The sequence below is a fragment of the Mesorhizobium sp. LSJC280B00 genome, from assembly GCF_000502835.1.
Classification (GTDB): Bacteria; Pseudomonadota; Alphaproteobacteria; order Rhizobiales; family Rhizobiaceae; genus Mesorhizobium.
On record NZ_AYVL01000007.1, the window covers coordinates 186,345 to 211,753 of the forward strand.

Sequence of the window (25,409 nt, forward strand, 5' to 3'; positions counted from 1 at the left end):
ACATTTGATACGGCGCGCTCTTGGCAGAACCCACGGGCAATGGCATCGCAGTGGTGGCGTTGGAACGAGGAGTGAAGCATGACAGCGGCGAAACAAGTCATCGTCATCGGCGCCGGCATCATCGGCGCCTCCATCGCCTGGCACCTGACCAGGGCCGGAGCAAAGGTGACGGTCATTGCCGGCTGCGGCGTCGGCGGCGTCGCGACACCGAATTCCTTTGCCTGGATCAATGCCAGCTGGGGTAATCCGCAGCCTTACTTCCGACTACGGACTCGATCGATGGCCGAATGGACGCGATTGGCGAACGAGGTGCCCGGCATCCCGTTGCAATGGTGCGGTGGCTTATGCTGGGACCTGCCACGTCCCGAACTTGAGGCCTATGCGGCCGAGCACTCCGCATGGGGCTACGGCATCGAGCGTGTCGACCGTGCCGGAGCGGCGCGCATCGAGCCAAATCTGACCGAGCTTCCCGATTTCGCCCTTTATGTCGCCGAGGAAGGCGTTGCCGAGCCGGTCGCCGCCACGCAAGCACTGCTGGCCGACGCCGAACGGCGCGGCGCGCGAATTGTAGCCGGGACGACCGTCACCGCTCTGGTGCAAGCCAACGGCAGGATTGCCGGCGTCGATACATCCGGCGGGCGGATTGCTGCCGACGAGGTGGTGATCGTGGCCGGAGCCGGCTCTCCGGCACTAGCGGCAACAGCCGGGATAGAACTGCCGATCGAGACGCCGCCCGGCCTGATCGTGCATTCGCGCCCCTACGAAAAGCTGCTCAACGGCCTGGTGATCGGCGACCGACTGCATATGCGCCAGACGGCGGAAGGCCGCGTCGTCGCCGGCTCGGATTTCGGCGGCGCCGATCCCGGCGTGGATGCCGCGGCCACCGCCCGCGACCTGTTTGCGGCGATGAAGGCGATGCTGCGCGGCGCGGATGGGCTGGAACTCGATTTCCACACCATTGGCTACCGGCCGACCCCGGTCGATGGCTTTCCGATCATAGGCCGCGCCGAAGGCACGAGCGACGTCTACGTCGCGGTCATGCATTCCGGCATCACGCTGGCGCCGGCCGTCGGCCTGTTCGCCGCCCGCGAAATCCTCGACGGCGAGCGCGATCCGCTGCTTGATCCCTACGGGCTGGCGCGGTTTACTCAATAACCGGGCGGGCGGCGAAAGCCGCCGGCCAGCGGGTCGATTGCCCTGGCGATCCCGAGCAGGCGCGACTCCGACCAGCGTTTGCCAACAAGCTGTAGTCCGATGGGCAGGCCATTGCTGTCCTGTCCGCAGGGCAGCGACAGTGCCGGATGGCCGCTGTAGTTGAACACCGCGCCATAGGCCGGCAGCATCCAGTAGCTTTGCTTCTCGCCGTCGACCTCGATCGGCGTTCCCGGCTCGCAATGCGGGAAGGCGGTGACCATGGCGACCGGGCACAGCAAGGCGTCGCAGCCGTCGAAGAACCGTTCCCATGCCAGGATGGAGCGGTCGCGGCGGGCGAGCACCTCGAACCAGCGCGAGACCGGCGTCGGCTTCTCCGGTGGTTCGGGCTGCGCCGCCTCCAGCATCATGCCGATCAGCGCACCGCCTTGCTCCAGGTCGTCGTGCAGGTCGAGCTTCGGCAATTCGGCCTCGACGATGGCGCCCGCAGCCTGAAGCTCTTTTGCCAGACTTTCGACCGCCGCGCTGATCTCGCCGGCCACCGGAAAGCCCGGAAAGGACGGCGCGACGGCAATCCGCAAATTTCTGAGATCCAGCTCCGGCATGGTTTCGACCGGTACCGGCGCAAGGTCGGTATCGCTTCCATCCGGCCCGGCAATGAGGCCGTAGATCAGTGCCAGGTCCTCGACGCTGCGCGCCATCGGTCCGAGGCAGGAGATCAGCCTCACGCTGCGCGGCGCCCCGCCTGGATCGGGGAAGGCGCCGGCGAGCGAGACGCGGTGCTCGGTCGGCTTGAGGCCGTAGACGCCGCAAAAGAATGCGGGCAGCCGGATCGAATCCTGCATGTCGGTGCCGACCTCGAACGGCGTCATTCCGGTGCCGAGCGCCGCCGCCGCACCGCCACTGGAGCCGCCGGCGGTGCGCTGGAGATTCCAGGGATTGCCGGTGCGGCCAAACAGCGGATTGCTCGACTGCCAGTCACCGAGCATTGTCGCCACGTTCGTCTTGCCCACCAGTATGCCGCCTGCCGCCTTCAGCCAGGCAACGACCGGACTGTCTGCCCTCGGGGCATAGTCGGCGAAAGCCGGGAAGCCGACAGTGGTTCTCATGCCCGCGGTTTCATGCGTGTCCTTCAATGTGAACGGCACGCCGTGTAGCGGCCCAAGGGCCTCGCCGCGCGCCTGGGCTTCGTCGGCCTTGCCAGCGCGTTGCCGCGCACCGTCCCGATCGAGGGTTACGACTGCGTTGACCGCCTCATTGTGCCTGTCAATTTGCGTCAGATGCGCGTCCAGCGCTTCCACAGCGGAAATCTTGCGGTCGCGAATGGCGGCAGCCAGTTCTGTCGTCGGGGAAAAGACGATATCCATCGTGGATGCTCCGGGCTATCGCGCCGCGCTCCTCAAAATGGCGGATTGCGGCGCGGCTTCAAGCCTGGCTCGACATTTCGACGATGGCGGCGCTTGATCGGGATTGCGCTGCCGGGATCCGTTGAGCGTTGGCGCCGTCCAGCGGCCTCGCCGCGCTCGGTACCTCTACGGCCTACCGTCCTCTGTTATGCGTCCGCTCATAGAGCTCACGGATGATGCCGCTTGCCGTGGTCTCGAACAGAAACGGCAAGAAAGCATGAATGAGCGCGGCAAAGGCCGCCATGAACAATCTCGACGAGAACCATGCGGCGAAAGCCATATGGCCGAAATAGCTCTCGCCGACCGTGGCCGGATGAGAGGTGAAAAGTCTTGCGAGCCGTGCCGTCATGTCGATCCCTCCTGCCGGCATGAAGAGCCGGCGATGAGTATACTGGCATGGGTGTTCGGTTCATCGGTCTCAAATTGTCCTTGTGAAAGGCTGAATTTTGGGACAAACATCCCACATGGCGCCGGAAATCGACGAAATAGACCGGAGATTGCTGGCCGAGCTGCAACGCGACGGCACGCTGTCCGTCGACCAGCTCTCGGCAAGAATATCGCTGTCGCGCAATGCTTGCTGGCGCCGGGTCAAGCGGCTGGAGGAAGACGGCGTCATCACCGGCCGGGTGGCGCTGGTCGACGCCGACAAGCTTGGGCTCGGCCTTTCGGTGTTCATCCTGATCCGCACCTCCAACCACGATCCGGACTGGCTGCAAAGATTCCGAGCGGCGGTGACCGGCTTTGCCGAGATCACCGGCGCTTACCGCATGTCCGGCGATCTCGACTATGTCCTGCGCGCCCGCGTCGCCGATGTGAAGGCCTATGACCGGCTCTATCAACGGCTGATCGCCAAGGTGGCACTATCGGACGTTTCGGCCTCCTTCGTCATGGAGGAGATCAAGGAGACCACGGTCGTTCCGATGGAACTGCGCTGAAGCGGAACTGTGCTGAAAGAAAGCCGTTGATAGCATTGCCGCCGAGTTGACTGAACCGGCGTTCGCGACGATAGGATCAGCCTCATGCGCGCAGCACTTTATCCCACCTCCGTCATCGGTCCGGCTGTCGGCTTCGTCAGGCTGCCGCATGGCGAGGGATTGCCGCTTCCTGCCTATGAGAGCTCGGGCGCCGCCGGCATGGACCTGCGCGCCGCCGTCCCGGACGACAGGCCGCTCTTGATTCTGCCGGGAAAGCGCGCGCTGGTGCCGACCGGGCTGATCCTGGAAATTCCGGAGGGCGTCGAGGGCCAGGTCCGGCCGCGTTCCGGCCTCGCCTTCAAGCACGGGCTCACCTGCCTCAACACGCCGGGCACCATCGACAGCGACTATCGCGGCGAGGTCAAGGTGCTGCTGATCAATCTCGGCGACGAGGATTTCGCGGTGACGCGCGGCATGCGGATCGCCCAGATCGTCTTCGCCCCGGTGACGCAGGCGACCGTCGAGGAGCGCACATTGGCTGGCGGCACAACGCGCGGCTCGGGCGGCTTCGGATCGACCGGCACGGCCTGATGAAAATACCCAAGCTCGTCATCTTCGATTGCGACGGGGTTCTGGTCGACACCGAGAACTTGGCCAATCGGCGCCTCGCCGAGTGGCTGACCGCGGCCGGCTTTCCGGCCAGCTTCGAATATTGCCGCAAGAATTTCTCCGGCCGCAGCATGGTCTCGGTGCAGAAGGAAGTCGAGGCGACCGGCGTCAGCCTCGGCGCCGATTTCGTCGAGCGTTGGAACGCCGGCCTGCCGGACCTGTTCGCGCATGGCGTCGAGGCCATCCCCTACGTTCGCGAGTTCATCGAAACCGTGCACGCCGCCGGCATCGCCACCTGTGTCGCCTCGTCGGCACGGGTGTCCAAAATGCACATCACGCTCGGCCAGACCGGACTGCTGCCGCTGTTCGAGCATGCGCTGTTCAGCTCGACCATGGTCGCGCACGGCAAGCCGTTCCCCGACCTCTTCCTGCATGCGGCAGCGACGATGGGCTTCGCGCCCGCCGACTGCATCGTCATTGAGGACAGCGTCGCCGGCACGGCAGCCGGCATCGCCGCTGGCATGCGCGTCTATTCCTACCACGGCGACCCGCTTTCCGACCGCGACGGGCTGATCGAAGCCGGCGGCATCCTGTTCGACGACATGCGTAAACTGGCCGGGCTGGTGCCAATCCACTGATCGCCTTTGCGCAAGCTGCATGCGCGCCCGATCTCAGACCGGGCGCGGCGCCCCAAGTAGTCGGTCGACCGTGTCGCGTATCAGACTGCGCAGATTGGCCGGCCTGTCGAGATGACTGACGACAAGCAGGCCGTCGGCCGCCACTGTTAGCGCGTCTGCGGTGCGGTCCGGATCGGGATTTGCGTCAGCGATCAGCAGATCCCTGAGGATGCCCCACTTCCAGTGACGATGCTTATCGATTGCCTGGCGAACCGGGCTCCTCGCGTCGGGGTATTCGGCAGCGGCGTTCTGGAACGGGCAGCCGCGGTAGCCCGGCTGATCCGCCGCGTCGGCAATGAGATCGAATATGGCAAGGATCATCTGGCGAGGTGGCCGCCGGCCAAGGCTCGCTATTGCCGCCCGTCTTTCCTTGCTGAGCTCCTCGATGTAGGCGCGGACGAGATCGTCCTTGGCCGCGAAGTGATGATAGAACGTCGCCTTGGCAACGCCGGCCTCGGCGATGATGCGGTCGATGCCGACTGTGCGCACCCCCTCCAGAGAAAACAGCGCGGTCGCCGTATCGAGGATGCGGCGGCGCGCAAGACTTTCGGGACGATCGTTGATTCGGGCTGCGGACATGCCTTGACCGTATAGCAGACAGGTCTGTATACATCCACATGTAGACAGACAGGTCTACCTGTTAACGAAGGGAAGGCGAAACATGGCTTCGATAGTCAGGGAAATCATCGTAGATGCTTCACCGGAAAGCGTATAGGCGACGGTGGGCGACTTCGCCGGCGGCGCCCAACGGATAGCCCCAGGCGTTTTCGTCGACTGCCGGGTGGATGAGGGCGACGTACGGGTCCTTACTTTCGCCGACGGCAAGATCGTGCGAGAGCGGCTCATCGCCCGCGACGAGCAGGGCCGGCGGATCGTGTGGGGATGGCTCGGCGACGAGGTCACTCACGATAACACCTCCATGCAGGTCTTTGCCGAGGGCGAGGGCCGGAGCCGCCTGGTCTGGATTCACGATACTCTGCCCGACGAACTCGGCACGTGGCTCGCAGCCGCCATGGATCAGCTGGTGGCGGTTTTCCAGCAGACCCTGGCGAGCCAAGCCAAACCAACATAGTGAGGCAACGCCAGGTGTTTCCTCTTGGCCGCAAAATGCTATAGCTTGCGCGCGCCCGACATAACGAGCGCGCGCGCATGACCTTCTCCCTGCTTCGTTTCATCGTTGCTTGCCTGCTGCTGCCCTGTCTTTGGACGACGGCCGGCGCGGAGGCCGTCAGCTTCCCGGAGCTCGGCAGCGCCGTCCCCGGCCACGGCGATGTCACCTATCTCGATCTCGCCAGGATGGTCATTCCCGATCTGGCCGCGGACAAGGATGGCTTTTTCCGGGGTTCGATTCCGATCGAGATGCGCCACATCGCTGGACCGGACTACGACGGCTCGCCGCCGGCGACCTCGGGTCTTTCCAGCGGCGACGTGCTCGACATCAAGGCCGGCGGCAAGGACCGGCTGGCGATGCTGCTCGACCTCGGCGACTCGCCTGACAGCGCCGAGGGTTATGCCGTGCTGGCACTCTACGACATCACCGGCAAGCCGGCCTTGCTCGACGCGGTCAACGTTGCCGTCGACCGCAGCACCTACTTTCGCGATCCGGGCAAGCTGTCGATCGGGCCCGGCGATGACGTCATCATCACCACGAGCACGCATTTCAATTCGAGCCAGGGCTATGTGATCGCGCCGCTGGTCATGGTCCGCAACGACAGGTTCGAGCTGATCGACATGATCTATGCGTTCGACGAAAACCTCTGCACCAACCGAAGGACGCAGAATGCGGCCTTCCAGGCGATTGCCGACGGCCAGCCCTATGCAGCCATCAAGGTTACGGTGACCGACGCGACAGTGCCGGGCGATGAAAGCTGCGACGGCCAGCCGCCGCCAGAGGCGTCTTCGCGCGACATTTCCGTCACCTATCATTGGGACAAAAACGCTTCGCGTTACGTCAAGGATTCCGATGCGCTGGACCGATTGGCAGGAGAGAACGCCAAACGCTTCTGAGCCAACCGCATTTGTTTGCCCGGCGCGTTCCGCCGGGCTAGAATTTCCTTCATAGTCCGCACCGGAGGGGAGCATCCATGGATAAGGGCAAGATTTTTCGCGACCTGCATACATCGATCTTCGTCATGGCCAATTCATGGGACGTCGGCACGACCAAGCTCTTGGCCTCATTCGGCTTCAAGGCGCTGGCCACGACCAGCGCCGGCTTTGCCTTTTCGCGCGGCCTGCCCGACGGCGCGGTGACGTTCGAGGCGATGATCCATCATTGCCGTGAAGTGTCAGCGGCGACCGGGCTGCCGGTTTCGGCCGATCTCGAAAAGGGCAAGGGCGACAGCGCGACAAGTGCCGGCGAGACCATCTTCGCCGCCGAGGCGGCTGGCCTCGCCGGCTGCTCGATCGAGGACCATACCGGCGAGCCCGCCAAGCCGATCTATGATTTTTCGCATGCCGTCGATCGCGTCGCGGCGGCGGCGGAAGCGGCACGGGCACTGAAACGCGATTTCGTCTTCACCGCGCGGGCCGAGAATTTCCTGTGGGGCAAGCCCGACCTCGACGACACGATCAAGCGGCTGCAGGCCTTCGAGAAAGCCGGTGCCGACGTGCTCTATGCACCGGGCCTGGGCGACATCGAGATGGTGCGAACCGTCTGCTCGGCGCTGACCAAGCCCGTGAACGTCATGGCCAGGCCCGGCTTCACCATCGCCGATCTTGCCATGGCGGGGGTGAAGCGCATCTCGCTCGGCCCATGGCTGACCAATTTCGCCTTCGGCATGCTGGAGACCGCGGCGCGCGAGATCCAGCAGGATGGCACCTTCGGCTTCACCCGCGCCGCCATGCCGTTCGGCAAGCTGCAGGCGCTGTTTGCCAAATCTTCCGCCTAGACGGGGCCCGGCGAATGACGCTCACCGTCGTCGACATGCACACCGGCGGCGAGCCGCTGCGGATCGTCACCGGCGGCTACCCCGACATTCCCAAGGGCACGATCCTCGAAAAGCGTGCCTATGTGCGCGACCATCTCGATCATCTCAGAAAGATCCTGATGTTCGAGCCGCGCGGACATTACGACATGTATGGCGCGCTGCTGGTGGAGCCCGACCTGCCGGGCGCCGACCTCGCGGTGCTGTTCATGCACAATGAGGGCTATTCGACGATGTGCGGCCACGCCATCGTCGCGCTCGGCCGCTACTCCGTCGACGAGCGGCTGGTGGCGCCACGCGAGCCGATGACGACCGTCAGTATCGAGGCGCCATGCGGGCTGATTTCGGCTGCGGTCGAGGTAAAGGATGGCAAGGCCGGCGCGGTGTCCTTCGAAAGCGTGCCGGCGTTTCTGTTCGCCGGCGACCAGCGGATCGAGCTGCCGGGCTATGGTCCGGTCGGCTTCGACATCGCCTATGGCGGGGCCTTCTATGCACTGGCCGACTGCCGCCAGTTCGGGCTGGAATTCGGCAGGAACCGCGTCCGCGATTTCGTCGATGCAGCGACCGCGCTGACTGATAAGCTGAAGGCCGAATTGCCGCTGTCGCATCCCGACCATGCCGATCTCGCCTTTCTCTACGGCACCATCCTGACCGACGGACAGGATGCGTTCTCCGATACGCCGACCAAAAACATCTGCGTTTTCGCCGAGGCCGAGGTCGACCGTTCGCCGACCGGCTCCGGCGTCACCGCGCGGCTGGCGGCCATGCACGCCAAGGGCCAGATCGAGATTGGCCGAACGCGGCTGTTCGAGAGCATCGCCGGCTCGCGCTTTTCCGGCGCCGTCGTACGCACGGCCACAGCCGGGCCGCATGACGCCATCATCGCCCGCGTCGGCGGCCGCGCCTATTACTCAGGGCGGGCCGAATTCATCGTCGAGGACGATGATGAACTGGGGCGCGGCTTTCTGCTGCGCTAGCTCCCTTCCCGTGCCGAGATCGCCTTGTGCAGATGCACCATCATGGCGGCGGCGAACAGCGGCGTCAGAAGGTTGAGCAGCGGCACGGCGAGGAAAGCGGCGACCACCAGCCCGGCCAGGAACACGGTGATGGAGTGCTTTCTGCGCAGCGCCTTGGCCTCGGCCTCCGGGCGAAAGCGCATGGCGGCGAACTCGAAGAACTCGCGCCCGAGCAGATAGCCGTTGACGACGAAGAAAGCGGCAATGTTGATGCCCGGCACCAAGAGCAGCAGCAGGGCGACGATGTTGCCGAGGATGACGACGCCGAAAAACCGGATCGCCAGCACCAGGGAGCGCAACGCCGGCACGGCGCGGCCGGGCGGGTCGTTTGGATAATCCGTGCGCTCGACCACTTCGGCGACGTCGTCGAGGAACAGGCCGGCGATGATCGCCGTCACCGGCGCGATGAGCAGCGCCAAGCCCAGCGCAAGGCCGATGCCGGCGACGACGGCGCCCAGCCATCCGACCCAGGAGGGTAGGGCGGGCAGCCATGCATCGATCCACGGCCAGGCCAGCCATTCGAACAGGCTCTTGATCCCGAACCAAAGCGCCGCCAGCGCCAGCAAGGTCAGCGCAAACGTCTTCAGGAACACGGAACGGAATTCGGGCGAGAACAGCCGGCTCAAGGCGGCACGGGCGGCGTCGAGGATCACGGCGTTTCCAATTCCATGTCAAACGAGGCCCATCGGCGATATTTCGGGATAGGCGGAGACAGGTCGCGAGACAAGCGCAAACCGCGCGATACGAAGCATCTGCGTTCTGCCCGGATTTATAACTCGCGGCCTAGGCAAAGCCGCATCAAACCGCTAGACCCGCCCGCGCCCGGCGTGGCAGAAAGCCGGTGGGTTTTTGGCGGAGACATGAATTGATGCCGGACTATGACGTGCTTTGTATCGGAAATGCCATCGTCGACATCATCGCCCAGTGCGACGAGGCGTTCCTGGAGACCAACGGCATCATCAAGGGCGCGATGAATTTGATCGACACGAGGCGCGCCGAACTGCTCTACAGCCGCATGGGCCCGGCCATCGAAGCCTCCGGCGGCAGTGCCGGCAACACGGCGGCGGGCGTCGCCTCCTTCGGCGGCCGCGCCGCCTTCTTCGGCAAGGTCTCCAACGACGCACTCGGCGAAATCTATGCGCATGACATCCATGCCCAGGGCGTCGCCTTCGACACAAAGCCGCTCAACGGCGAACCACCGACGGCGCGCTCGATGATCTTCGTCACACCGGACGGCGAGCGCTCGATGAACACCTATCTCGGCGCCTGCGTCGAGCTCGGCCCGGAGGACGTCGAGGCCGACAAGGCCTCGGGCGCGGCGGTCACCTATTTCGAGGGCTATCTGTGGGACCCGCCGCGCGCCAAGGAGGCGATCCGGCAGACGGCGAAGCTCGCCCATGCCGCCGGGCGCGAAGTGTCGATGACATTGTCGGACTCGTTCTGCGTCGACCGCTACCGCGACGAGTTCCTCGACCTGATGCGCTTCGGCACCGTCGACATCGTCTTTGCCAACAGCCACGAGATCAAATCGCTCTACCAGACCGCGTCCTTCGACGAGGCGCTGGCCCAGATCCGCAAGGATTGCAAGATCGCCGCCGTCACCCGCTCGGAAAAGGGCTCGGTCATCGTGCGCGGCGACGAGACCGTCATCATCGAGGCGACCAGGATCCGCGAGCTGGTCGACACCACTGGCGCCGGCGACCTCTACGCCGCCGGCTTCCTCTACGGCTACACGCAAGGCCGCAGCCTGAAGCAGTGCGGCGATCTCGGCTCGCTGGCAGCCGGGCTGGTCATCCAGCAAATCGGCCCAAGGCCACGCCAGAATTTGCGCAGAGAGGCCGAGCAGGCCGGGCTGCTGTAGAGCGGCGCCTCTTTCCTTCTCCCCCTGTGGGAGAAGGTGGATCGGCGCGCAGCGCCGAGACGGTTGAGGGGTGCTGGACGGAGTGCTGCCGGTGCCAAGCTGGAACACCCCTCATCCGACCGAGCTTCGCTCGGCCACCTTCTCCCACAGGGGGAGAAGGGGAGAGGCGCTGCTGCTGCCCCCGCTCCTCAAGCCCCAGCGCTATAAGCCGCAATCGCCGCCATATTGACGATGTCCGAGTCCTTCGCATTCAGCGAGACGATCTGAACCGGCTTGTTGAGGCCGACCAGCAGCGGGCCGATGACGGTCGAGCCGCCGAGCTCCTGCAGCATCTTGGTCGAGATCGAGGCCGAGTGGAAGGCCGGCATGACCAGCACATTGGCCGGGCCGGTCAGCCTGATGAACGGGTACTGCGCCATGGCGCGGGCGTTGAGCGCCACGTCGGCGGCCATCTCGCCGTCATACTCGAAATCGACGCGGCGCTTGTCGAGGATGCGCACCGCTTCCTGGACGCGCTCGGAGCGCTCGCCCTGCGGATGGCCGAAGGTTGAATAGGCGAGCATGGCGAGCCTCGGCTCGTAGCCCATGCGGCGGGCGAAGCCGGCGGCCTCCTCGGCGATGTCGGCGATCTCGACGGCATCCGGCATGTCGTGCACCGCGGTGTCGGCAACGAGGACGGTGCGACCGCGCGCCAGCACGATCGACACGCCGATGACGCAATGGCCGGGCCTTGCGTCGATGACGCGGCGGATATCGTCGAGCGCCGTCGAATAGTTACGGGTAACGCCGGTGACGATGCCGTCGGCATCGCCCAGCGCCACCATGCAGGCGGCGAAATGGTTGCGGTCGTTGTTGATCAGCCGCTGGCAGTCGCGGAACAGAAAGCCTTTGCGCTGCATGCGCTCGTAGAGATAATCGGTGTAGACCGAGTTGCGCCGCGACAGCCGCGCATTGATGATCTCGATGCCTTGCTTGCCGAGATCGATGCCGGCATTCCTGGCGTTTTCCTTGATGATGTCGTCGCGGCCGAGCAGGATGGCGGTGCCGAGCCGCTGGTTCACATAGGAGACGGCGGCGCGCATCACCTGCTCCTCCTCGCCCTCGGCAAAGACGATGCGCTTGGGCTGGCGGCGCACCCGGTCGTAGATGCGCTGCAGCGTCGAGGCGATCGGGTCGCGGCGGGCGGAAAGCTCCTGCGCGTAGCGGTCGAGATCGAGGATCGGCTTGCGCGCGACGCCGGAGTCCATCGCCGCTTTGGCCACCGCAATCGGAATGGCCGAGATCAGGCGCGGGTCGAACGGCACCGGGATGATGTAGTTGGGGCCGAATTTCGGCCGCATGCCCTGATAGGCGGCGGCGACGTCGTCGGGCACGTCCTGGCGCGCCAGTTCGGCGAGCGCTTTGGCCGCGGCGATCTTCATGTCGTCGTTGATGGTGGTCGCCCGCACATCCAGCGCGCCGCGGAAGATGTAGGGGAAGCCAAGCACGTTGTTGACCTGGTTGGGATAGTCGGACCGTCCCGTCGCCATGATGGCGTCGGTGCGGATCTCGGCGACTTCCTCCGGCGTGATCTCGGGGTCGGGATTGGCCATGGCGAAGATGATCGGGTTCTTGGCCATCGACTGCACCATTTTGGTGGTCAGCGTGCCTTTGGCCGAGAGGCCGAGGAACACGTCGGCGCCGTCCAGCGCCTCGGCCAGCGAGCGCGCGCCGGTTTTCACGGCGTGCGCCGATTTCCACTGGTTCATGCCTTCGGTGCGACCCTGGAAGACGACGCCCTTGGTGTCGCAAAGGATGATATTCTCAGGCGCAAAGCCCATCGCCTTCATCAATTCGATGCAGGCGATGCCGGCAGCACCGGCGCCGTTGCAGACCATTTTCGTGGTCTTCATGTCGCGGCCGGTGATTTCCAGCGCGTTGATCAGGCCGGCGGCCGAGATGATGGCGGTGCCGTGCTGGTCGTCATGGAAGACCGGGATGTCCATCAGCTCGCGCAGCCGCTGCTCGATGATGAAGCACTCCGGCGCCTTGATGTCCTCGAGGTTGATGCCGCCGAAGGAGGGGCCGAGAAAGCGCACGCAGTTGATGAATTCGTCGGCATCCTCGGTATCGACCTCGAGGTCGATGGAATCGACATCGGCGAAGCGCTTGAACAGCACCGCCTTGCCTTCCATCACCGGCTTGGAGGCCAGCGCGCCGAGATTGCCGAGGCCGAGGATAGCGGTGCCGTTGGAGATGACGGCGACCATGTTGCCGCGAACCGTGTAGTCGAAGGCGCGGCTCGGGTCCTCGGCGATGGCGAGAACCGGCACGGCGACGCCCGGCGAATAGGCGAGGCTGAGATCGCGCTGCGTCGCCATCGGTTTTGTGGCGACGATCTCCAGCTTGCCCGGACGGCCCATGGCGTGGAATTCCAATGCCTCCTGGGCGCTGACGGAGGGCCCGTTGCTTTCGGTTTTCTTGGCCATGGTACTTTTGGTTTCCTCGCCCGTACGGCACCGCTTGAGATGGGTGCGCATGCTTTCTTTTGTGGAAGGTTCGGGATTAAGGCTACACTTCGCCGCTGTAAACCGCCAAGCATGGCTTGGAAAATTTTGGAAGCAGCTTCTTGAACGACGAGACGCCCATTCGAAGCGACAACGCCACGCCAGCCTTCGCGCCGGCGACGCCGATGATGGAGCAGTATATCGAGATCAAGGCGGCGAACCCGGATTCGCTGCTGTTCTACCGCATGGGCGATTTCTACGAGCTGTTCTTCGACGATGCCGAGAAGGCGAGCCGGGCACTCGGCATCGTGCTGACCAAGCGCGGCAAGCACCAGGGGCTCGACATCCCGATGTGCGGCGTACCGGTGCATGCCGCCGACGATTATCTGCAGAAGCTGATCGGCCAGGGGTTCCGCGTCGCTGTCTGCGAGCAGATCGAGGATCCGGCGGAGGCCAGGAAGCGCGGCGGCAAATCGGTGGTGCGCCGCGACGTGGTGCGGCTTGTAACGCCCGGCACCATCACCGAAGACAAATTGCTGGCGCCGTCGGAATCGAGTTTTCTGATGGCGCTGGGACGGGTCAAGGGCGGCAGCAGCGATACAAGAGGCGGGGAGCGCGGCAGCGCGACAGGGAACCAAGGAAGTTTCGCCCTAGCCTGGATCGAGATCTCGACCGGTGTCTTCCGCGTCGCCGAGACAACCGCCGACCGGCTGCTCGCCGATGTCTTCCGCGTCGATCCGCGCGAGCTGATCGTCGCCGAACCGGTGTTTTACGACCGGGAGCTGAAACCGGTCTTCGACGTGCTCGGCCGCGTCGCCAGCCCGCAGCCGCCGTCGCTGTTCGATTCGGCTTCGGCCGCCGGCCGCATCGCCCGCTTCTTCGACGTGGCAACGCCGGATAGTTTCGGCGCGTTTTCGCGCGCCGAACTGTCGGCGATCTCAGGCGTCATCGCCTATGTCGAGAAGACGCAGAAGGCCGAACGGCCACCGCTGTCGCGGCCGGAACGCGAGGAGCAGGGTTCGACGCTGTTCATCGACCCGGCGACGCGCGCCAATCTGGAGCTGCTGCGCACGCTGTCCGGGAGCCGCGACGGGTCGCTGTTCAAGGCGATCGACCGCACGGTGACCGGTGGCGGCGCAAGGCTGCTCGCCGACCGCTTGATGGCGCCGCTGACCGACCCGGCGGCAATCGCTGCAAGGCTGGACTCGGTGTCGTTCTTCCGCTCCGAGACGCGCCTTTGCCAGGCGGTGCGGGCAAGCCTGAAGAGCGTCGCCGACATGCCGCGGGCGCTGTCCAGGCTGGCGCTCAACCGCGGCGGCCCGCGCGACCTCGGCGCGCTGCGCGCCGGTTTCGAAGCGGCCGGCGCCATCGCCGAACTGTTCGGCCAAACCGCCTTGCCGGGCGAACTGACCACGGCGTTGGGAGCTATCAAGGCACTGCCTAATGAACTGGCGACCCATCTGGCACAGGCGCTCAGCGACGAGCTGCCGTTGCTCAAGCGCGACGGCGGCTTCGTCCGCGGCGGCTACCACGCCGAACTCGACGGGATGCGGGCACTGCGCGACGAGTCGCGAAAGGTGATCGCCGGGCTGGAGCGTTCGCTGATCGACGAGACCGGCATCCGCTCGCTGAAGATCAGGCACAACAATGTGCTGGGCTATTATATCGAAGTCACCGCTAACCACCATGCGCTGATGACCGGCAGCGACGGCGCCAAGGCGCGCTTCATCCATCGCCAGACCATGGCCAACGCCATGCGCTTCACCACCACGGAACTCGCCGAACTGGAAACCAAGATCGCCAACGCCGCCGACCGGGCTCTGGCGATCGAGCTTGCCGCTTTCGAGGCGCTGACGGCGGAAGTGGTCGGCCAGGCCGACACGATCCGTGCCGGCGCCGAAGCGCTCGCCGCGCTCGACGTTTCGGCCGCACTTGCCTTGCTTTCCGAGAGCGAGGCCTGGTGCCGGCCGCTGGTCGATGCGAGCCTTGCCTTCGAGATTTCGGGTGGACGTCATCCGGTGGTCGAACAGGCGCTGCGGCGTTCCGGCGAAGGCCCGTTCGTCGCCAATGATTGCGATCTGTCGCCGCAAGGCGATGCCAAGGCCGGCGCGATCTGGCTGCTGACCGGCCCCAATATGGGCGGCAAATCGACCTTCCTCAGGCAAAACGCGCTGATCGCCATCCTCGCCCAGACCGGCTCCTTCGTGCCGGCGGCATCAGCCCATATCGGCGTCGTCGACCGGCTGTTTTCGCGGGTCGGCGCCTCCGACGATCTGGCGCGCGGCCGCTCCACCTTCATGGTCGAGATGGTCGAGACGGCGGCGATCCTCAACCAGGCAGGCGAACGCGCACTGGTCATCCTCGACGAGATCGGCCGCGGCACCGCCACCTTCGACGGCCTGTCGATCGCCTGGGCGGCGGTCGAATATTTGCACGAGAAAAACCGCTGCCGGGCGATCTTCGCCACGCATTTCCACGAAATGACGGCGCTGGCCGGAAAACTGCCGCGGCTCTCCAACGTCACCATGCGGGTCAAGGAATGGGAGGGCGACGTGGTCTTCCTGCACGAGGTCGGCAAGGGTGCGGCCGACCGTTCCTACGGCGTCCAGGTAGCGCGGCTGGCCGGCCTGCCGGAAGCGGTGGTCGGCCGGGCCAAGGAAGTGCTGCACCAACTCGAGGCCGGCGAGGTCTCGGGCAAGGCCAACCGTCTGGTCGACGACCTGCCGCTGTTTTCCGTGGCGGCGCAGCGGGAAGCGTCGAAGCCGGCGAAGAGTGATGGGCTGGGTTTGGCGCTAGCGGAGATCAATCCCGACGAGATGACGCCAAGGGAGGCGCTGGAGGCGCTGTACCGGCTGAAGGGGATGGTGGGGAAGTAGTGCTCGTCCGATAGCGCTCTACGGCACCCCCCTCTGTCCTGCCGGACATCTCCCCCTCAAGGGGGGAGATTGGCAGTTTCGCTGACAGCGCTTTTCCTTCGACGTTCGAAGTTGGCGAAAGCCGATGCGAAATCCAATCTCCCCCCTTTGAGGGGGAGATGTCCGGCAGGACAGAGGGGGGTGTGACGGAACGCTGCTTTGGCTTGCCTTCCGCCCCACCCCTCAAATCATCGCCAGGCCCGACTTCCGCCTCGGCGGCGGAAAAGCGCGATCAATTTCGGCGAAATCTTCGCTCGTGAGCGCGATCTCCAACGCCGCGACATTCTGCCGGACATGGTCCGGGCGACTGGCCTTCGGAATGGCAATCACCCCGTCCTGCGCCATCACCCAGGCAAGCGCGATCTGCGCCGGCGTCGCACCGTGGCGGGCGGCGATGGCATCTAACCTGGCGTTGCGCGCCAATACCCCCTGATCGACCGGCGAATAGGCCATCAGCGGCATGCCGCGTTGCCGGCTCCACGGGGCGAGGTCGAACTCGACGCCGCGCTGCGACAGATTGTAGAGCACCTGGTTGGTTCGGACGTTGCCGCCGGCCGGCAACCGGACCAGCTCCTCCATCTCGCCGGTATCGAAATTGCTGACGCCCCAGTGGCGGATCTTGCCGGCCGCCTTCAACGCTTCGAACGCCTCTACCGTTTCCATCAAAGGAACGCTGCCCGGCCAATGCAAGAGATAGAGATCGATGCGGTCGGTGGCGAGATGCCTCAGGCTGTTCTCGCATGCCCGTTTCACGCCGGCGCGCGAGGCATTGGACGGCAGTACTTTGGAGACCAGGAAAACCTCGTCGCGGCGACCGGCGATGGCCTCCGCCACCACCTCCTCGGCGCCGCCGCTGGCATACATTTCGGCGGTGTCGATCAGCGTCATGCCGAGATCCAGCCCGAGCTTCAGGGCATTGGCCTCGTCGCCACGGCGGCGGCCGTCTTCGCCCATCTTCCAGGTGCCCTGGCCGAGCACCGGCACGGCTTCGCCGCAGGGCAGGGTGGTCGTTCTTATCGTCGATGGCATGGCATGCTCCAGTCCGAGGCCCGGATAGCACCATAGTCGCCAAGGCAAATCCAGGTGAAGCAGAAATCCAGGTGAGGCCTCTCGCCCGGATTCCCCGGCAGCGTGACGCCTACTTCACCGGATGGGCGGCGAGCCAGTCCTGCATCTGCTTGATCTCGGCTTGCTGCGCGGCGATCACTGCTTCCGCCAGCTTGCGGATTTCCGGGTCCTTGCCATTGGCGAGCTCGACCTTGGCCATGTCGATGGCAGCCTGGTGATGCGGGATCATGCCGCGGGCGAAATCGACATCGGCATTGCCGGAATATTCGATTGCCATCATGTCGGTATGCATCTTGTCCATCGCCGCCTTGTAGCCCTCGGTCGAGGGACTCTGCGCACCCATTGCGCCCATGTCGTGCTTCATCTCCTCGGCCTGCGCCGGAACGCTTTCGAGGAAAACGGCAAGCAGCATTCCCGCCGCCATCATCAGCAGCACGATCTTCTTGGCCAACGTCATTCGTCGTCTCCTTTTTTGAACAGGGTCTATCTGGAAGTTTTACTCAGAGTTTCAACGTCCTGAGCCGCAATGCGTTGGCGATCACCGAAACCGAAGACAGGCTCATCGCCGCCGCCGCAATCATCGGCGACAGCAGCGTGCCGGTGAGCGGATAAAGCACGCCGGCAGCAACCGGCACACCAAGCACATTGTAGAGGAAAGCGAAAAACAGGTTCTGGCGGATGTTGCGGATCGTCGCGCGGGCCAGCGTCCTCGCCCTGACGATGCCGTTGAGATCGCCCTTGACCAGCGTAATTCCCGCACTTTCGACCGCAACATCGGCGCCTGTGCCCATGGCGATGCCGACATCGGCGGCGGCCAGCGCTGGCGCATCGTTGACGCCGTCGCCGGCCATGGCGACGCCGGCGCCGTTTGCACGCAATTCCTCGACCAGCGCACCCTTCTGCTCGGGCAAAAGCCCGGCACGCACCTCGTCGATGCCGAGCTTGGCTGCGATGGCCTTGGCGGTGCGCTCATTGTCGCCCGTCGCCATGACGATCTTCAGCCCGCTGTCATGCAGCGCCTTGATCGCCTCGGCGGTGGTCGCCTTGATCGGGTCGGCAACGGCGACGAGACCGGCGAGCTTGCCTGCGACAGCGACGAACATCACGGTCTTGCCATCGGCCTGCAGCGCCTCGGCGCTGGCCAGGACCGAAGCCGTCTCGATGCCGAGATCGACCATCATCGCGGCATTGCCGAGCGCTACCTTCTGCCCCGAGACCGTGCCGGAAACGCCCTTGCCGGTGACGGCCTCGAAACCGCCGGCGTCGGGGACCTTCACGCCGCGTTCGCGGGCGCCTTCGACGATCGCCTCGGCCAGCGGATGCTCCGAGCCTTTTTCGAGACCGGCGGCGAGCGCCAGCAGCTCGTCCTGTGCCATGCCTTCGACCGCGATGACGTCGGTCAGTTTGGGCCGGCCTTCGGTCAGCGTTCCCGTCTTGTCGACGATCAGCGTATCGACCGAGGCAAAGCGCTCGAGCGCCGCCGCTTCCTTGATCAGCACGCCGGCATGCGCGCCGCGCCCGGTGGCGGTCATGATCGACATGGGCGTGGCAAGGCCGAGCGCGCACGGGCAGGCGATGATCAGCACCGAGACCGCCGAGACGATGGCAAACACCAGGCTGGGTTCCGGTCCGACGATCGCCCAGGCGACAAACGCAATGATCGCGACCAGCACGACGGCCGGGACGAAGTAGAACGAGACGCGGTCGGCCAGCCCCTGGATCGGCGCGCGTGAACGCTGCGCCTTGGCGACCAGCTCGACGATGCGCGCCAGCGTCGTCTCGGCGCCGATCTTTTCGGCGCGCATGATCAGCGAACCGTTCTTGTTCAGCGTGCCGCCGGTGAGGTTGTCGCCTTCGGTCTTCTCGACCGGCAGCGGCTCGCCTGTGATCATCGATTCATCGATGGAAGAGCGTCCTTCGAGCACAATGCCGTCGACCGGCACGGCGTCACCGGGGCGGATGCGCAGGCGGTCGCCGGCCTTGACCGTATCGAGCGGCACGTCGTTTTCGGAACCGTCCGCGCCGATCAGCCGCGCCGTCTTCGGCGCCAGGTCGAGCAGCGCACGGATCGCCGAGCCGGTTTTCTCGCGGGCGCGCAATTCCAGCACCTGGCCGAGGAACACCAGCGCAACGATCACCGCCGCCGCCTCGAAATAGACCGGCACGGTGCCGTCATGGCCGCGGAACTGGTGCGGAAAGAGGCCTGGAAACAGCGTGGCGACGACGCTGTAGAGATAGGCGGCACCGACGCCGAGCGAAATCAGCGTCCACATATTGGGGCTGCGGTTGAGGACCGAGTTCCAGCCGCGATGGAAGAACGGGAATGCCGCCCACAGCACCACCGGGCTGGCCAGCGCCAGCTCCAGCCAGACCTTCGCGCGGTCGTCGATGAAGGCCTGAAACGTCAGGCCGAGCATCGGCGCCATGGCGATGAGCAGCAACGGCACGGACAGCACCGCGCTCACCCAAAAGCGCCTGGTGAAGTCGACCAGTTCGGGGTTAGGTCCCTCGTCGCCGGTCGGCACGCCCATCGGTTCGAGCGCCATGCCGCAGATCGGGCAGGAGCCGGGCTTGTCGCGGATGATTTCCGGATGCATCGGGCAGGTGTATTGCGTGCCCTTGGGCATCGGCTGCGGCGCCGGCCTGTCGCCGAGATATTTTGCCGGCCCGGCTTCGAACTTCGCCTTGCAGCCGGCCGAGCAGAAATAGAAGCCCCGGCCCTCGTGCCGCAAAAAGTGCTTGGCCGTGGCGCGATCGACGCTCATGCCGCAGACGGGATCGGTTGCGGTCAGGTATTTTTCCGGCTCGGCGACGAATTTCGCGCGGCAGCTCTCGCTGCAGAAATGATAGCGATGGCCGTCATGCTCGGCCGTTGGCTTGCCGGCAGCCGGATCGACGGTCATGCCGCAGACCGGATCGCGGACGACGGCGTCCGCAGCAGAGGAGACGCCTTTTGGCGAGCAGCAGCTGCCATGGGCGTGATGATGGTGATCGGAATGCGTCATGCCGAAAGCCCCTGTATTTCGATGTTGCGGCGGAGGTAGTGCTTCCAGTAACTGGAAGGTCAAGGGCTGATTTCGATTTTTCGTGGCCAGGCCCCAAACTGCACCGGCCGCGGGCATGAGTCGTCCCGTTCCACGGCTGCGGAGAACGCGTCCGTCCGCCCCATACCCAGCGCCGCGAAAACGCGCTATAGACGCCGCCGAAACGGCGAGGCCGAACGGCATCTATGGCAAGAATATCCCTGAAGCTCGAGGAACTGATCGACAGCGAAGCCTTGCGCCGCGAGATGATCGAACTGACCGCGGCCACGGCAGGCGACGGCTCGGGCAAGGCCGCGCGCAGCGGCGTTCTCAAGCTTCTCAAAAGCCGGCTCGCCGACGGCCGCACGGTCGCCGAACGCATGCTGATGGACGATGGCAGCGGTACCGCCTGTGCCGCCCGGCTGTCGCATCTGATGGATGAGATCATCCGCGCGCTCTACGACTTCGCCGCCACCCATGTCTATCGCGTCAAAAACCCGTCATCGGCCGAGCGCATGGCGGTCGTGGCCGTCGGCGGCTATGGCCGTGGTACGCTGGCGCCCGGGTCCGACATCGACCTGCTGTTCCTGCTGCCCTACAAGCAGACGCCATGGGGCGAGCAGATCGTCGAATACATGCTCTACATGCTGTGGGACCTCGGGCTGAAGGTCGGCCACGCCACCCGCAACATCGACGAATGCCTCAGGCTGTCGCGCACCGACATCACCATCCGCACCTCGATCCTGGAGGCGCGCTTCCTGTGGGGCGAGCAAAAGCTCTATGACGAGCTTTTGCAGCGCTTCGACCACGAGGTGGTGCGCACCACCGGCCCCGAATATGTCCAGGCCAAGCTCGCCGAACGCGACGAGCGCCACGCCAAGGCCGGCGAGAGCCGTTACCTGGTCGAACCCAACGTCAAGGACGGCAAGGGCGGCCTGCGCGACCTGCAGACGCTGTTCTGGATCGCCAAATATTTCTACCGCGTGCGCACCGGCGAGGAACTGGTCGACAAGGGCGTCTTTACCGACGCCGAATACAGGGAATTCCAGAAGGCCGAGGATTTCCTATGGGCGGTGCGCTGCCACATGCATTTCCTCACCGGCAAGGCCGAGGAGCGGCTGCATTTCGACATCCAGCGCGACATTGCCGAGCGGCTGGGCTACACCACCCATCCCGGCCTGTCGGCGGTCGAACGCTTCATGAAGCACTACTTCCTCGTCGCCAAGGATGTCGGCGACCTGACCCGCATTTTCTGCGCCGCGCTGGAAGAAGAGCAGGCCAAGCATGTGCCGGGCTTCAACCGCATCTTCCTCACCTTTTCGCGCCGCAAGCGCAAGCTCGCCGGCACGGCCGATTTCATCGTCGACAACCACCGCATCAACATTGCCGACGACGAGGTGTTCGAGCGCGATCCGGTTAACCTGCTCAGGCTGTTCTGGTTTGCCGACAAGCATGGCCTGGAATTTCACCCCGATGCGCTGAAGCTGTTGACCCGTTCGCTCGGCCTCGTCGGCAAGGCACTGCGGCGCGACGAGGAAGCCAACCGGCTGTTCCTCGATATCTTGACCTCGGACCGCAATGCCGAGCTAAACCTGCGGCGCATGAACGAGGCCGGACTGCTTGCCAAGCTGATCCCGGACTTCGGCAAGATCGTCGCCATGATGCAGTTCTCGATGTATCACCACTATACGGTGGACGAGCATTTGATCCGCTGCATCGGCGTGCTGGCCGAGATCGAGCGCGGCGACGGGGAAAAGATCCATCCACTCGCCCACTCGCTGATGCCGGGGCTGAAGAAGAGCCGCGAGGCGCTCTATGTCGCCGTGCTGCTGCACGACATCGCCAAGGGCAGGCCGGAGGACCATTCGCAAGCCGGCGCCAGGATCGCCCGGCGCATCTGCCCGCATATGGGGCTCTCGCCGGCCGACACCGAAACGGTCGCCTGGCTGGTCGAGAACCACCTCGTCATGTCGATGACGGCGCAGACCCGCGATCTCAACGACCGCAAGACGATCGAGGATTTTGCCGCCATCGTGCAGTCGGTCGAACGGCTGAAGATGCTGCTTGTGCTTACCGTCTGCGATATCCGCGGCGTCGGGCCTGGGGTCTGGAACGGCTGGAAGGGCCAGTTGCTGCGTACGCTCTATTACGAGACCGAGCTTTTGTTGACCGGCGGGTTTTCGGAGGTGTCGCGCGCCAAGCGGACGGCGGCGGCGCGCGAGCAACTGGCCGAGGCGCTTGCCGACTGGCCGGAAAAGGCACGCAAGCGTTATGTCGGCCAGCACTACGAGAACTATCTGCTGGCGGTCGATCTGCCCGACCAGCTCCGCCATGCCGAATTCATCCGCGAGGCCGATCACGCCGGCAAGAAGCTCGCCACCATGGTGAAAACCCACCAGTTCGAGGCGGTAACCGAGATCACCGTGCTGGCGCAGGACCATCCGCGCCTGCTCTCGGTGATTGCCGGCGCCTGTGCCGCGGCCGGCGGCAACATCGTCGACGCGCAGATCTTCACCACCTCGGATGGTCGGGCGCTCGACACCATCCTGATCTCGAGGGAGTTCGACCTCGACGAGGACGAGCGCCGCCGCGCCGAGCGCGTCGGCCGGCTGATCGAGGACGTGCTATCGGGCAAGAGCTGGCTGCCCGAAATGATCGAGAAGCGCACCAAGCCGCGGCGCGGCGCCAAGGTTTTCCGCATCCCGCCGCGCGCCGAGATCCGCAACACGCTGTCGAACCGGTTCTCGGTGATCGAGGTCGAGGGGCTGGACAGGCCGGGCCTTCTGTCGGAGATCACCGGCATGTTGTCGGACCTGTCGCTCNGATCGAGGTCGAGGGGCTGGACAGGCCGGGCCTTCTGTCGGAGATCACCGGCATGTTGTCGGACCTGTCGCTCGACATCGCCTCGGCCCACATCACCACCTTCGGCGAAAAAGTCATCGACACGTTCTACGTCACCGATCTCACTGGCCAGAAGATCGACAGCCCGTCGCGCACCGCGACTATCCGCAACAGGCTGATCGCGGTGCTCGAGGGCACGGCGTCCGAGCGCGGCAAGACCAAAACGGCCGCCGAGTGACGGTTACCTTCCATTTGCCCCAATCGCACAGGCAGTCTTCAAGCGCATGAGCCTTGTCAAGAAATTCGCCACGGTCGCTTCCGGCACGCTGATGAGCCGCGCCCTCGGTTTCGGCCGCGAGATGCTGATGGCTGCCGCACTCGGCACCGGGCCGATCGCCGACGCCTTCAACGCCGCCTTCCAGTTTCCCAACACCTTTCGCCGGCTGTTCGCCGAAGGCGCCTTCAATGCCGCCTTCGTGCCGCTGTTCGCCAAGGAGATCGAGACACACGGCACCGACGGCGCCAAGCGCTTTTCCGAAGAGGTGTTCGGCGTCTTGTTCACGGCGCTTCTGGCGCTGACCATCGCCATGGAACTGGCGATGCCGCTGATCGTGCGCTACCTGGTGGCGCCGGGCTTTGCCGACACGCCGGGAAAATTCGAGATGACGGTGGCGCTGGCGACCGTCATGTTCCCCTACCTGATCTGCATGTCGCTCGGCGCCATGATGGCCGGCATGCTGAATTCGCTGCGCCGCTATTTCGCCGCTGCGGTGGCGCCGGTGTTCCTCAACGTCATCCTCATCGCCGTGCTCGCCTATGCCTGGTACAAGGGTTCGGACGCCCGCACCGTTGGTTTCGGCCTGGCCTGGGGCGTGCTGGCGGCCGGCCTGGTGCAACTGGCGATCGTCTGGGCGGCGGTGCGCCATGCCGGCATTTCGATCGGCTTCCGGCGGCCGAAGATGACGCCGAACGTCAAGCGGCTGCTGATCCTGGCACTGCCGGCGGCGATCACCGGCGGCATCACCCAGATCAACCAGCTGATCGGCACGGCGATCGCGTCGGCGCAGGACAGCGCGGTGTCGTCGCTGGCCTATGCCGACCGCGTCTACCAGCTGCCGCTGGGCGTCGTCGGCGTCGCCGTCGCCATCGTGCTTTTGCCGGAACTGTCGCGGGCGCTGAAATCAGGCAATCTGGTCGAGGCCGCCAATCTGCAGAACCGCTCGGTCGAGTTTACCCTTTTCATGACCTTGCCGGCGGCGGCCGCGCTGCTGGTCATGTCCGAGCCGATCGTGCGGCTGGTCTATGAGCGCGGCGCCTTTGCCGCCAACAATTCGACGCCGACGGTCGCGGCAATCCTGGCGATCTTCGGCCTCGGCCTGCCGGCCTTCGTGCTGATCAAGGCGTTCACCCCAGGCTATTTCGCCCGCGAGGACACACGCACGCCAATGATTTTTGCCGCCATCTCGGTGGCGGTTAACATTACGACGGCGCTGACGCTGTTTCCGACCATGGGCGCGCCCGGCATTGCCGTTGCCTCCGCTGTCGCAGGCTGGGTCAATGCGGCGATGCTGCTCGCCGTGCTGATCCGGCGCGGCCATTGGGGCCGCGACGTGCCGCTCATGAAACGCATCCCGCGGCTGGTGCTGTCGGCGGCGGTGATGGCCGCGGCGCTCTATTTTGCCGAACACTGGTTCGCCGCAAGTCTCGGCTCCGGCTCGCCGCTGGTGATCAAGGCGGTAACCCTGCTTGCGCTCGTCGCCGGCGGGGCGCTGCTTTACTTCGTCACCGCCTTCGCCACCGGCGGCGCCGATTTCGGCATGATCCGCCGCAATATCGGGCGCAAGGGCTCCCAGCCGGTCAAGCAACAGTCTCCAGATCCGTGAAGCGGAATTCGTCCGCCGTCGAAAGCATCGGAACGGCGTAGTAGCGCGCACAGGCGTAGTGGAAACAGTCGGCCATGTTGAGGCGGCCAGCGTTGTTGCGAAACCGCGACGCAGCCTCGACTGACAGAGATGCTGCGTCAGAGGGAGGCGGAAGCTCCCGCAAGGTGATTCCACGCTCTTCGAGAAAGCGGCTGACTATCTTGAAGCTTGTGGCGATCGGTACGGCCAGCTTTTCCGATCGCGAAAGCGCCATCGCGGCTTCCCAAACCGCGATAGCCGACGTGAACGGAGCCGACGCTTTCATGACCGCCTGCGCGCAGCGCTGGGCTTCGGCCTCCTGGCTCAGCATCGCGACGATAGCGGCTGCATCGATGAACATCAGTCTTCGCCGGACAATTCGTCGTAGACCGAGCGCGGCAGCGGCTTGCGCGCCTGCTCGCTCAGCTCAATCCCGAACTCGGCCCGGAGCCGTGCCGCCGTCTCCAGCGGCGTCTCGCGATTGCGTCGGCGCTCCAGAGCTTCGCGCATGGCGATCACGATTGCCTCGGTGATCCCGACACCTTCAAGCCTGGCAAAAGCCCGCGTCAGGCTGTCCGCTTCCTTGTTGTTGATGTTGATCGTCATTGTTTTGCTT

General features: G+C 65.0%; 21 protein-coding genes and 1 pseudogene. 12 read left to right on the forward strand and 10 right to left on the reverse strand.

All coding sequences use genetic code 11. From position 1 onward, the window contains the following. Positions 1-78 precede the first annotated feature (78 nt). A complete protein-coding gene (locus tag X773_RS52245) occupies positions 79-1,155 on the forward strand; it encodes an FAD-binding oxidoreductase (RefSeq protein ID WP_023676365.1) in 1,077 nt (358 codons plus the stop codon). Here X773_RS52245 and X773_RS52250 read toward each other — a convergent pair. Beyond that, positions 1,149-2,519, reverse strand: a complete 1,371-nt coding sequence (locus tag X773_RS52250; RefSeq protein ID WP_023676366.1) for an amidase — start codon at positions 2,517-2,519, stop codon at positions 1,149-1,151. The two genes, X773_RS52245 and X773_RS52250, sit on opposite strands and share 7 nt — an antisense overlap. A gap of 172 nt (positions 2,520-2,691) precedes the next feature. After that, a complete protein-coding gene (locus X773_RS52255; protein ID WP_023676367.1) occupies positions 2,692-2,907 on the reverse strand; it encodes a DUF6356 family protein in 216 nt (71 codons plus the stop codon). Between the two features lie 115 nt (positions 2,908-3,022). On the opposite strand from X773_RS52255, the gene X773_RS52260 reads away from it, so the two are divergent. From X773_RS52260 to X773_RS52270, 3 genes are all read left to right on the forward strand, one after another. Continuing rightward, positions 3,023-3,493, forward strand: coding sequence for an Lrp/AsnC family transcriptional regulator (locus X773_RS52260; RefSeq protein ID WP_023676368.1), 471 nt, complete (start codon positions 3,023-3,025; stop codon positions 3,491-3,493). An 84-nt stretch (positions 3,494-3,577) separates the two neighbouring features. Continuing rightward, the gene (dut, locus tag X773_RS52265) at positions 3,578-4,063 is read left to right on the forward strand and encodes a dUTP diphosphatase (RefSeq protein WP_023676369.1); all 486 of its coding nucleotides are present in this window, start codon (positions 3,578-3,580) and stop codon (positions 4,061-4,063) included. Then, complete coding sequence (locus X773_RS52270) at positions 4,063-4,719, forward strand: HAD family phosphatase (RefSeq protein ID WP_023676370.1); 657 nt, start codon at positions 4,063-4,065, stop codon at positions 4,717-4,719. The genes dut and X773_RS52270 overlap by 1 nt, the downstream gene beginning before the upstream one ends. Positions 4,720-4,752: 33 nt before the next feature. On the opposite strand, the gene X773_RS52275 is transcribed toward X773_RS52270, so the two are convergent. Further along, complete coding sequence (locus X773_RS52275; RefSeq protein ID WP_023676371.1) at positions 4,753-5,337, reverse strand: TetR/AcrR family transcriptional regulator; 585 nt, start codon at positions 5,335-5,337, stop codon at positions 4,753-4,755. Positions 5,338-5,479: 142 nt separating this feature from the next. Between X773_RS52275 and X773_RS52280 the strand changes: the two genes are divergently transcribed. The 4 genes from X773_RS52280 (at position 5,480) to X773_RS52295 (ending at position 8,659) form a co-directional block, all read left to right on the forward strand. After that, complete coding sequence (locus X773_RS52280) at positions 5,480-5,830, forward strand: SRPBCC family protein (RefSeq protein WP_198023552.1); 351 nt, start codon at positions 5,480-5,482, stop codon at positions 5,828-5,830. A gap of 77 nt (positions 5,831-5,907) precedes the next feature. Continuing rightward, the gene (locus X773_RS52285; protein WP_023676372.1) at positions 5,908-6,765 is read left to right on the forward strand and encodes a hypothetical protein; all 858 of its coding nucleotides are present in this window, start codon (positions 5,908-5,910) and stop codon (positions 6,763-6,765) included. Between the two features lie 77 nt (positions 6,766-6,842). Beyond that, complete coding sequence (locus tag X773_RS52290) at positions 6,843-7,646, forward strand: oxaloacetate decarboxylase (protein ID WP_023676373.1); 804 nt, start codon at positions 6,843-6,845, stop codon at positions 7,644-7,646. Positions 7,647-7,660: 14 nt separating this feature from the next. Then, positions 7,661-8,659 carry a proline racemase family protein gene (locus X773_RS52295; RefSeq protein WP_023676374.1) on the forward strand — a complete coding sequence of 333 codons (999 nt, stop codon included), beginning with the start codon at positions 7,661-7,663 and terminating at the stop codon, positions 8,657-8,659. Here X773_RS52295 and X773_RS0137770 read toward each other — a convergent pair. Next, positions 8,656-9,351 (reverse strand): sulfate transporter family protein, encoded by a 696-nt coding sequence (locus tag X773_RS0137770; RefSeq protein WP_031211686.1) that lies wholly within the window; start codon positions 9,349-9,351, stop codon positions 8,656-8,658. The two genes, X773_RS52295 and X773_RS0137770, sit on opposite strands and share 4 nt — an antisense overlap. Before the next feature lie 215 nt (positions 9,352-9,566). Here X773_RS0137770 and X773_RS52300 point away from each other — a divergent pair, with 215 nt between their 5' ends. Beyond that, positions 9,567-10,559 (forward strand): adenosine kinase, encoded by a 993-nt coding sequence (locus tag X773_RS52300; protein ID WP_023676375.1) that lies wholly within the window; start codon positions 9,567-9,569, stop codon positions 10,557-10,559. Between the two features lie 188 nt (positions 10,560-10,747). On the opposite strand, the gene X773_RS52305 is transcribed toward X773_RS52300, so the two are convergent. Beyond that, positions 10,748-13,027, reverse strand: coding sequence for an NADP-dependent malic enzyme (locus X773_RS52305; RefSeq protein ID WP_023676376.1), 2,280 nt, complete (start codon positions 13,025-13,027; stop codon positions 10,748-10,750). A gap of 203 nt (positions 13,028-13,230) precedes the next feature. Between X773_RS52305 and mutS the strand changes: the two genes are divergently transcribed. Continuing rightward, complete coding sequence (mutS, locus tag X773_RS52310; protein WP_036238417.1) at positions 13,231-15,921, forward strand: DNA mismatch repair protein MutS; 2,691 nt, start codon at positions 13,231-13,233, stop codon at positions 15,919-15,921. A 222-nt stretch (positions 15,922-16,143) separates the two neighbouring features. Here the strand turns inward: mutS and X773_RS52315 are convergent, their stop codons facing one another. From X773_RS52315 to X773_RS52325, 3 genes are all read right to left on the reverse strand, one after another. Then, complete coding sequence (locus X773_RS52315; RefSeq protein ID WP_023676378.1) at positions 16,144-16,989, reverse strand: aldo/keto reductase; 846 nt, start codon at positions 16,987-16,989, stop codon at positions 16,144-16,146. Between the two features lie 109 nt (positions 16,990-17,098). Next, positions 17,099-17,485: a DUF305 domain-containing protein gene (locus tag X773_RS52320; protein ID WP_023676379.1), complete on the reverse strand. Its 387-nt coding sequence runs from the start codon at positions 17,483-17,485 to the stop codon at positions 17,099-17,101. A 43-nt stretch (positions 17,486-17,528) separates the two neighbouring features. Then, positions 17,529-20,033 (reverse strand): heavy metal translocating P-type ATPase, encoded by a 2,505-nt coding sequence (locus X773_RS52325; RefSeq protein ID WP_023676380.1) that lies wholly within the window; start codon positions 20,031-20,033, stop codon positions 17,529-17,531. A 224-nt stretch (positions 20,034-20,257) separates the two neighbouring features. Between X773_RS52325 and X773_RS52330 the strand changes: the two are divergent. Further along, a pseudogene (locus X773_RS52330) lies at positions 20,258-23,130 on the forward strand ([protein-PII] uridylyltransferase). A 46-nt stretch (positions 23,131-23,176) separates the two neighbouring features. Beyond that, positions 23,177-24,775, forward strand: coding sequence for a murein biosynthesis integral membrane protein MurJ (murJ, locus tag X773_RS52335; protein WP_023676381.1), 1,599 nt, complete (start codon positions 23,177-23,179; stop codon positions 24,773-24,775). Here murJ and X773_RS52340 read toward each other — a convergent pair. Next, complete coding sequence (locus X773_RS52340) at positions 24,750-25,154, reverse strand: type II toxin-antitoxin system VapC family toxin (RefSeq protein WP_023676382.1); 405 nt, start codon at positions 25,152-25,154, stop codon at positions 24,750-24,752. The genes murJ and X773_RS52340 overlap by 26 nt on opposite strands. Continuing rightward, a complete protein-coding gene (locus X773_RS52345) occupies positions 25,154-25,399 on the reverse strand; it encodes a type II toxin-antitoxin system VapB family antitoxin (RefSeq protein WP_023676383.1) in 246 nt (81 codons plus the stop codon). The genes X773_RS52340 and X773_RS52345 overlap by 1 nt, the downstream gene beginning before the upstream one ends. Positions 25,400-25,409 lie beyond the last annotated feature (10 nt).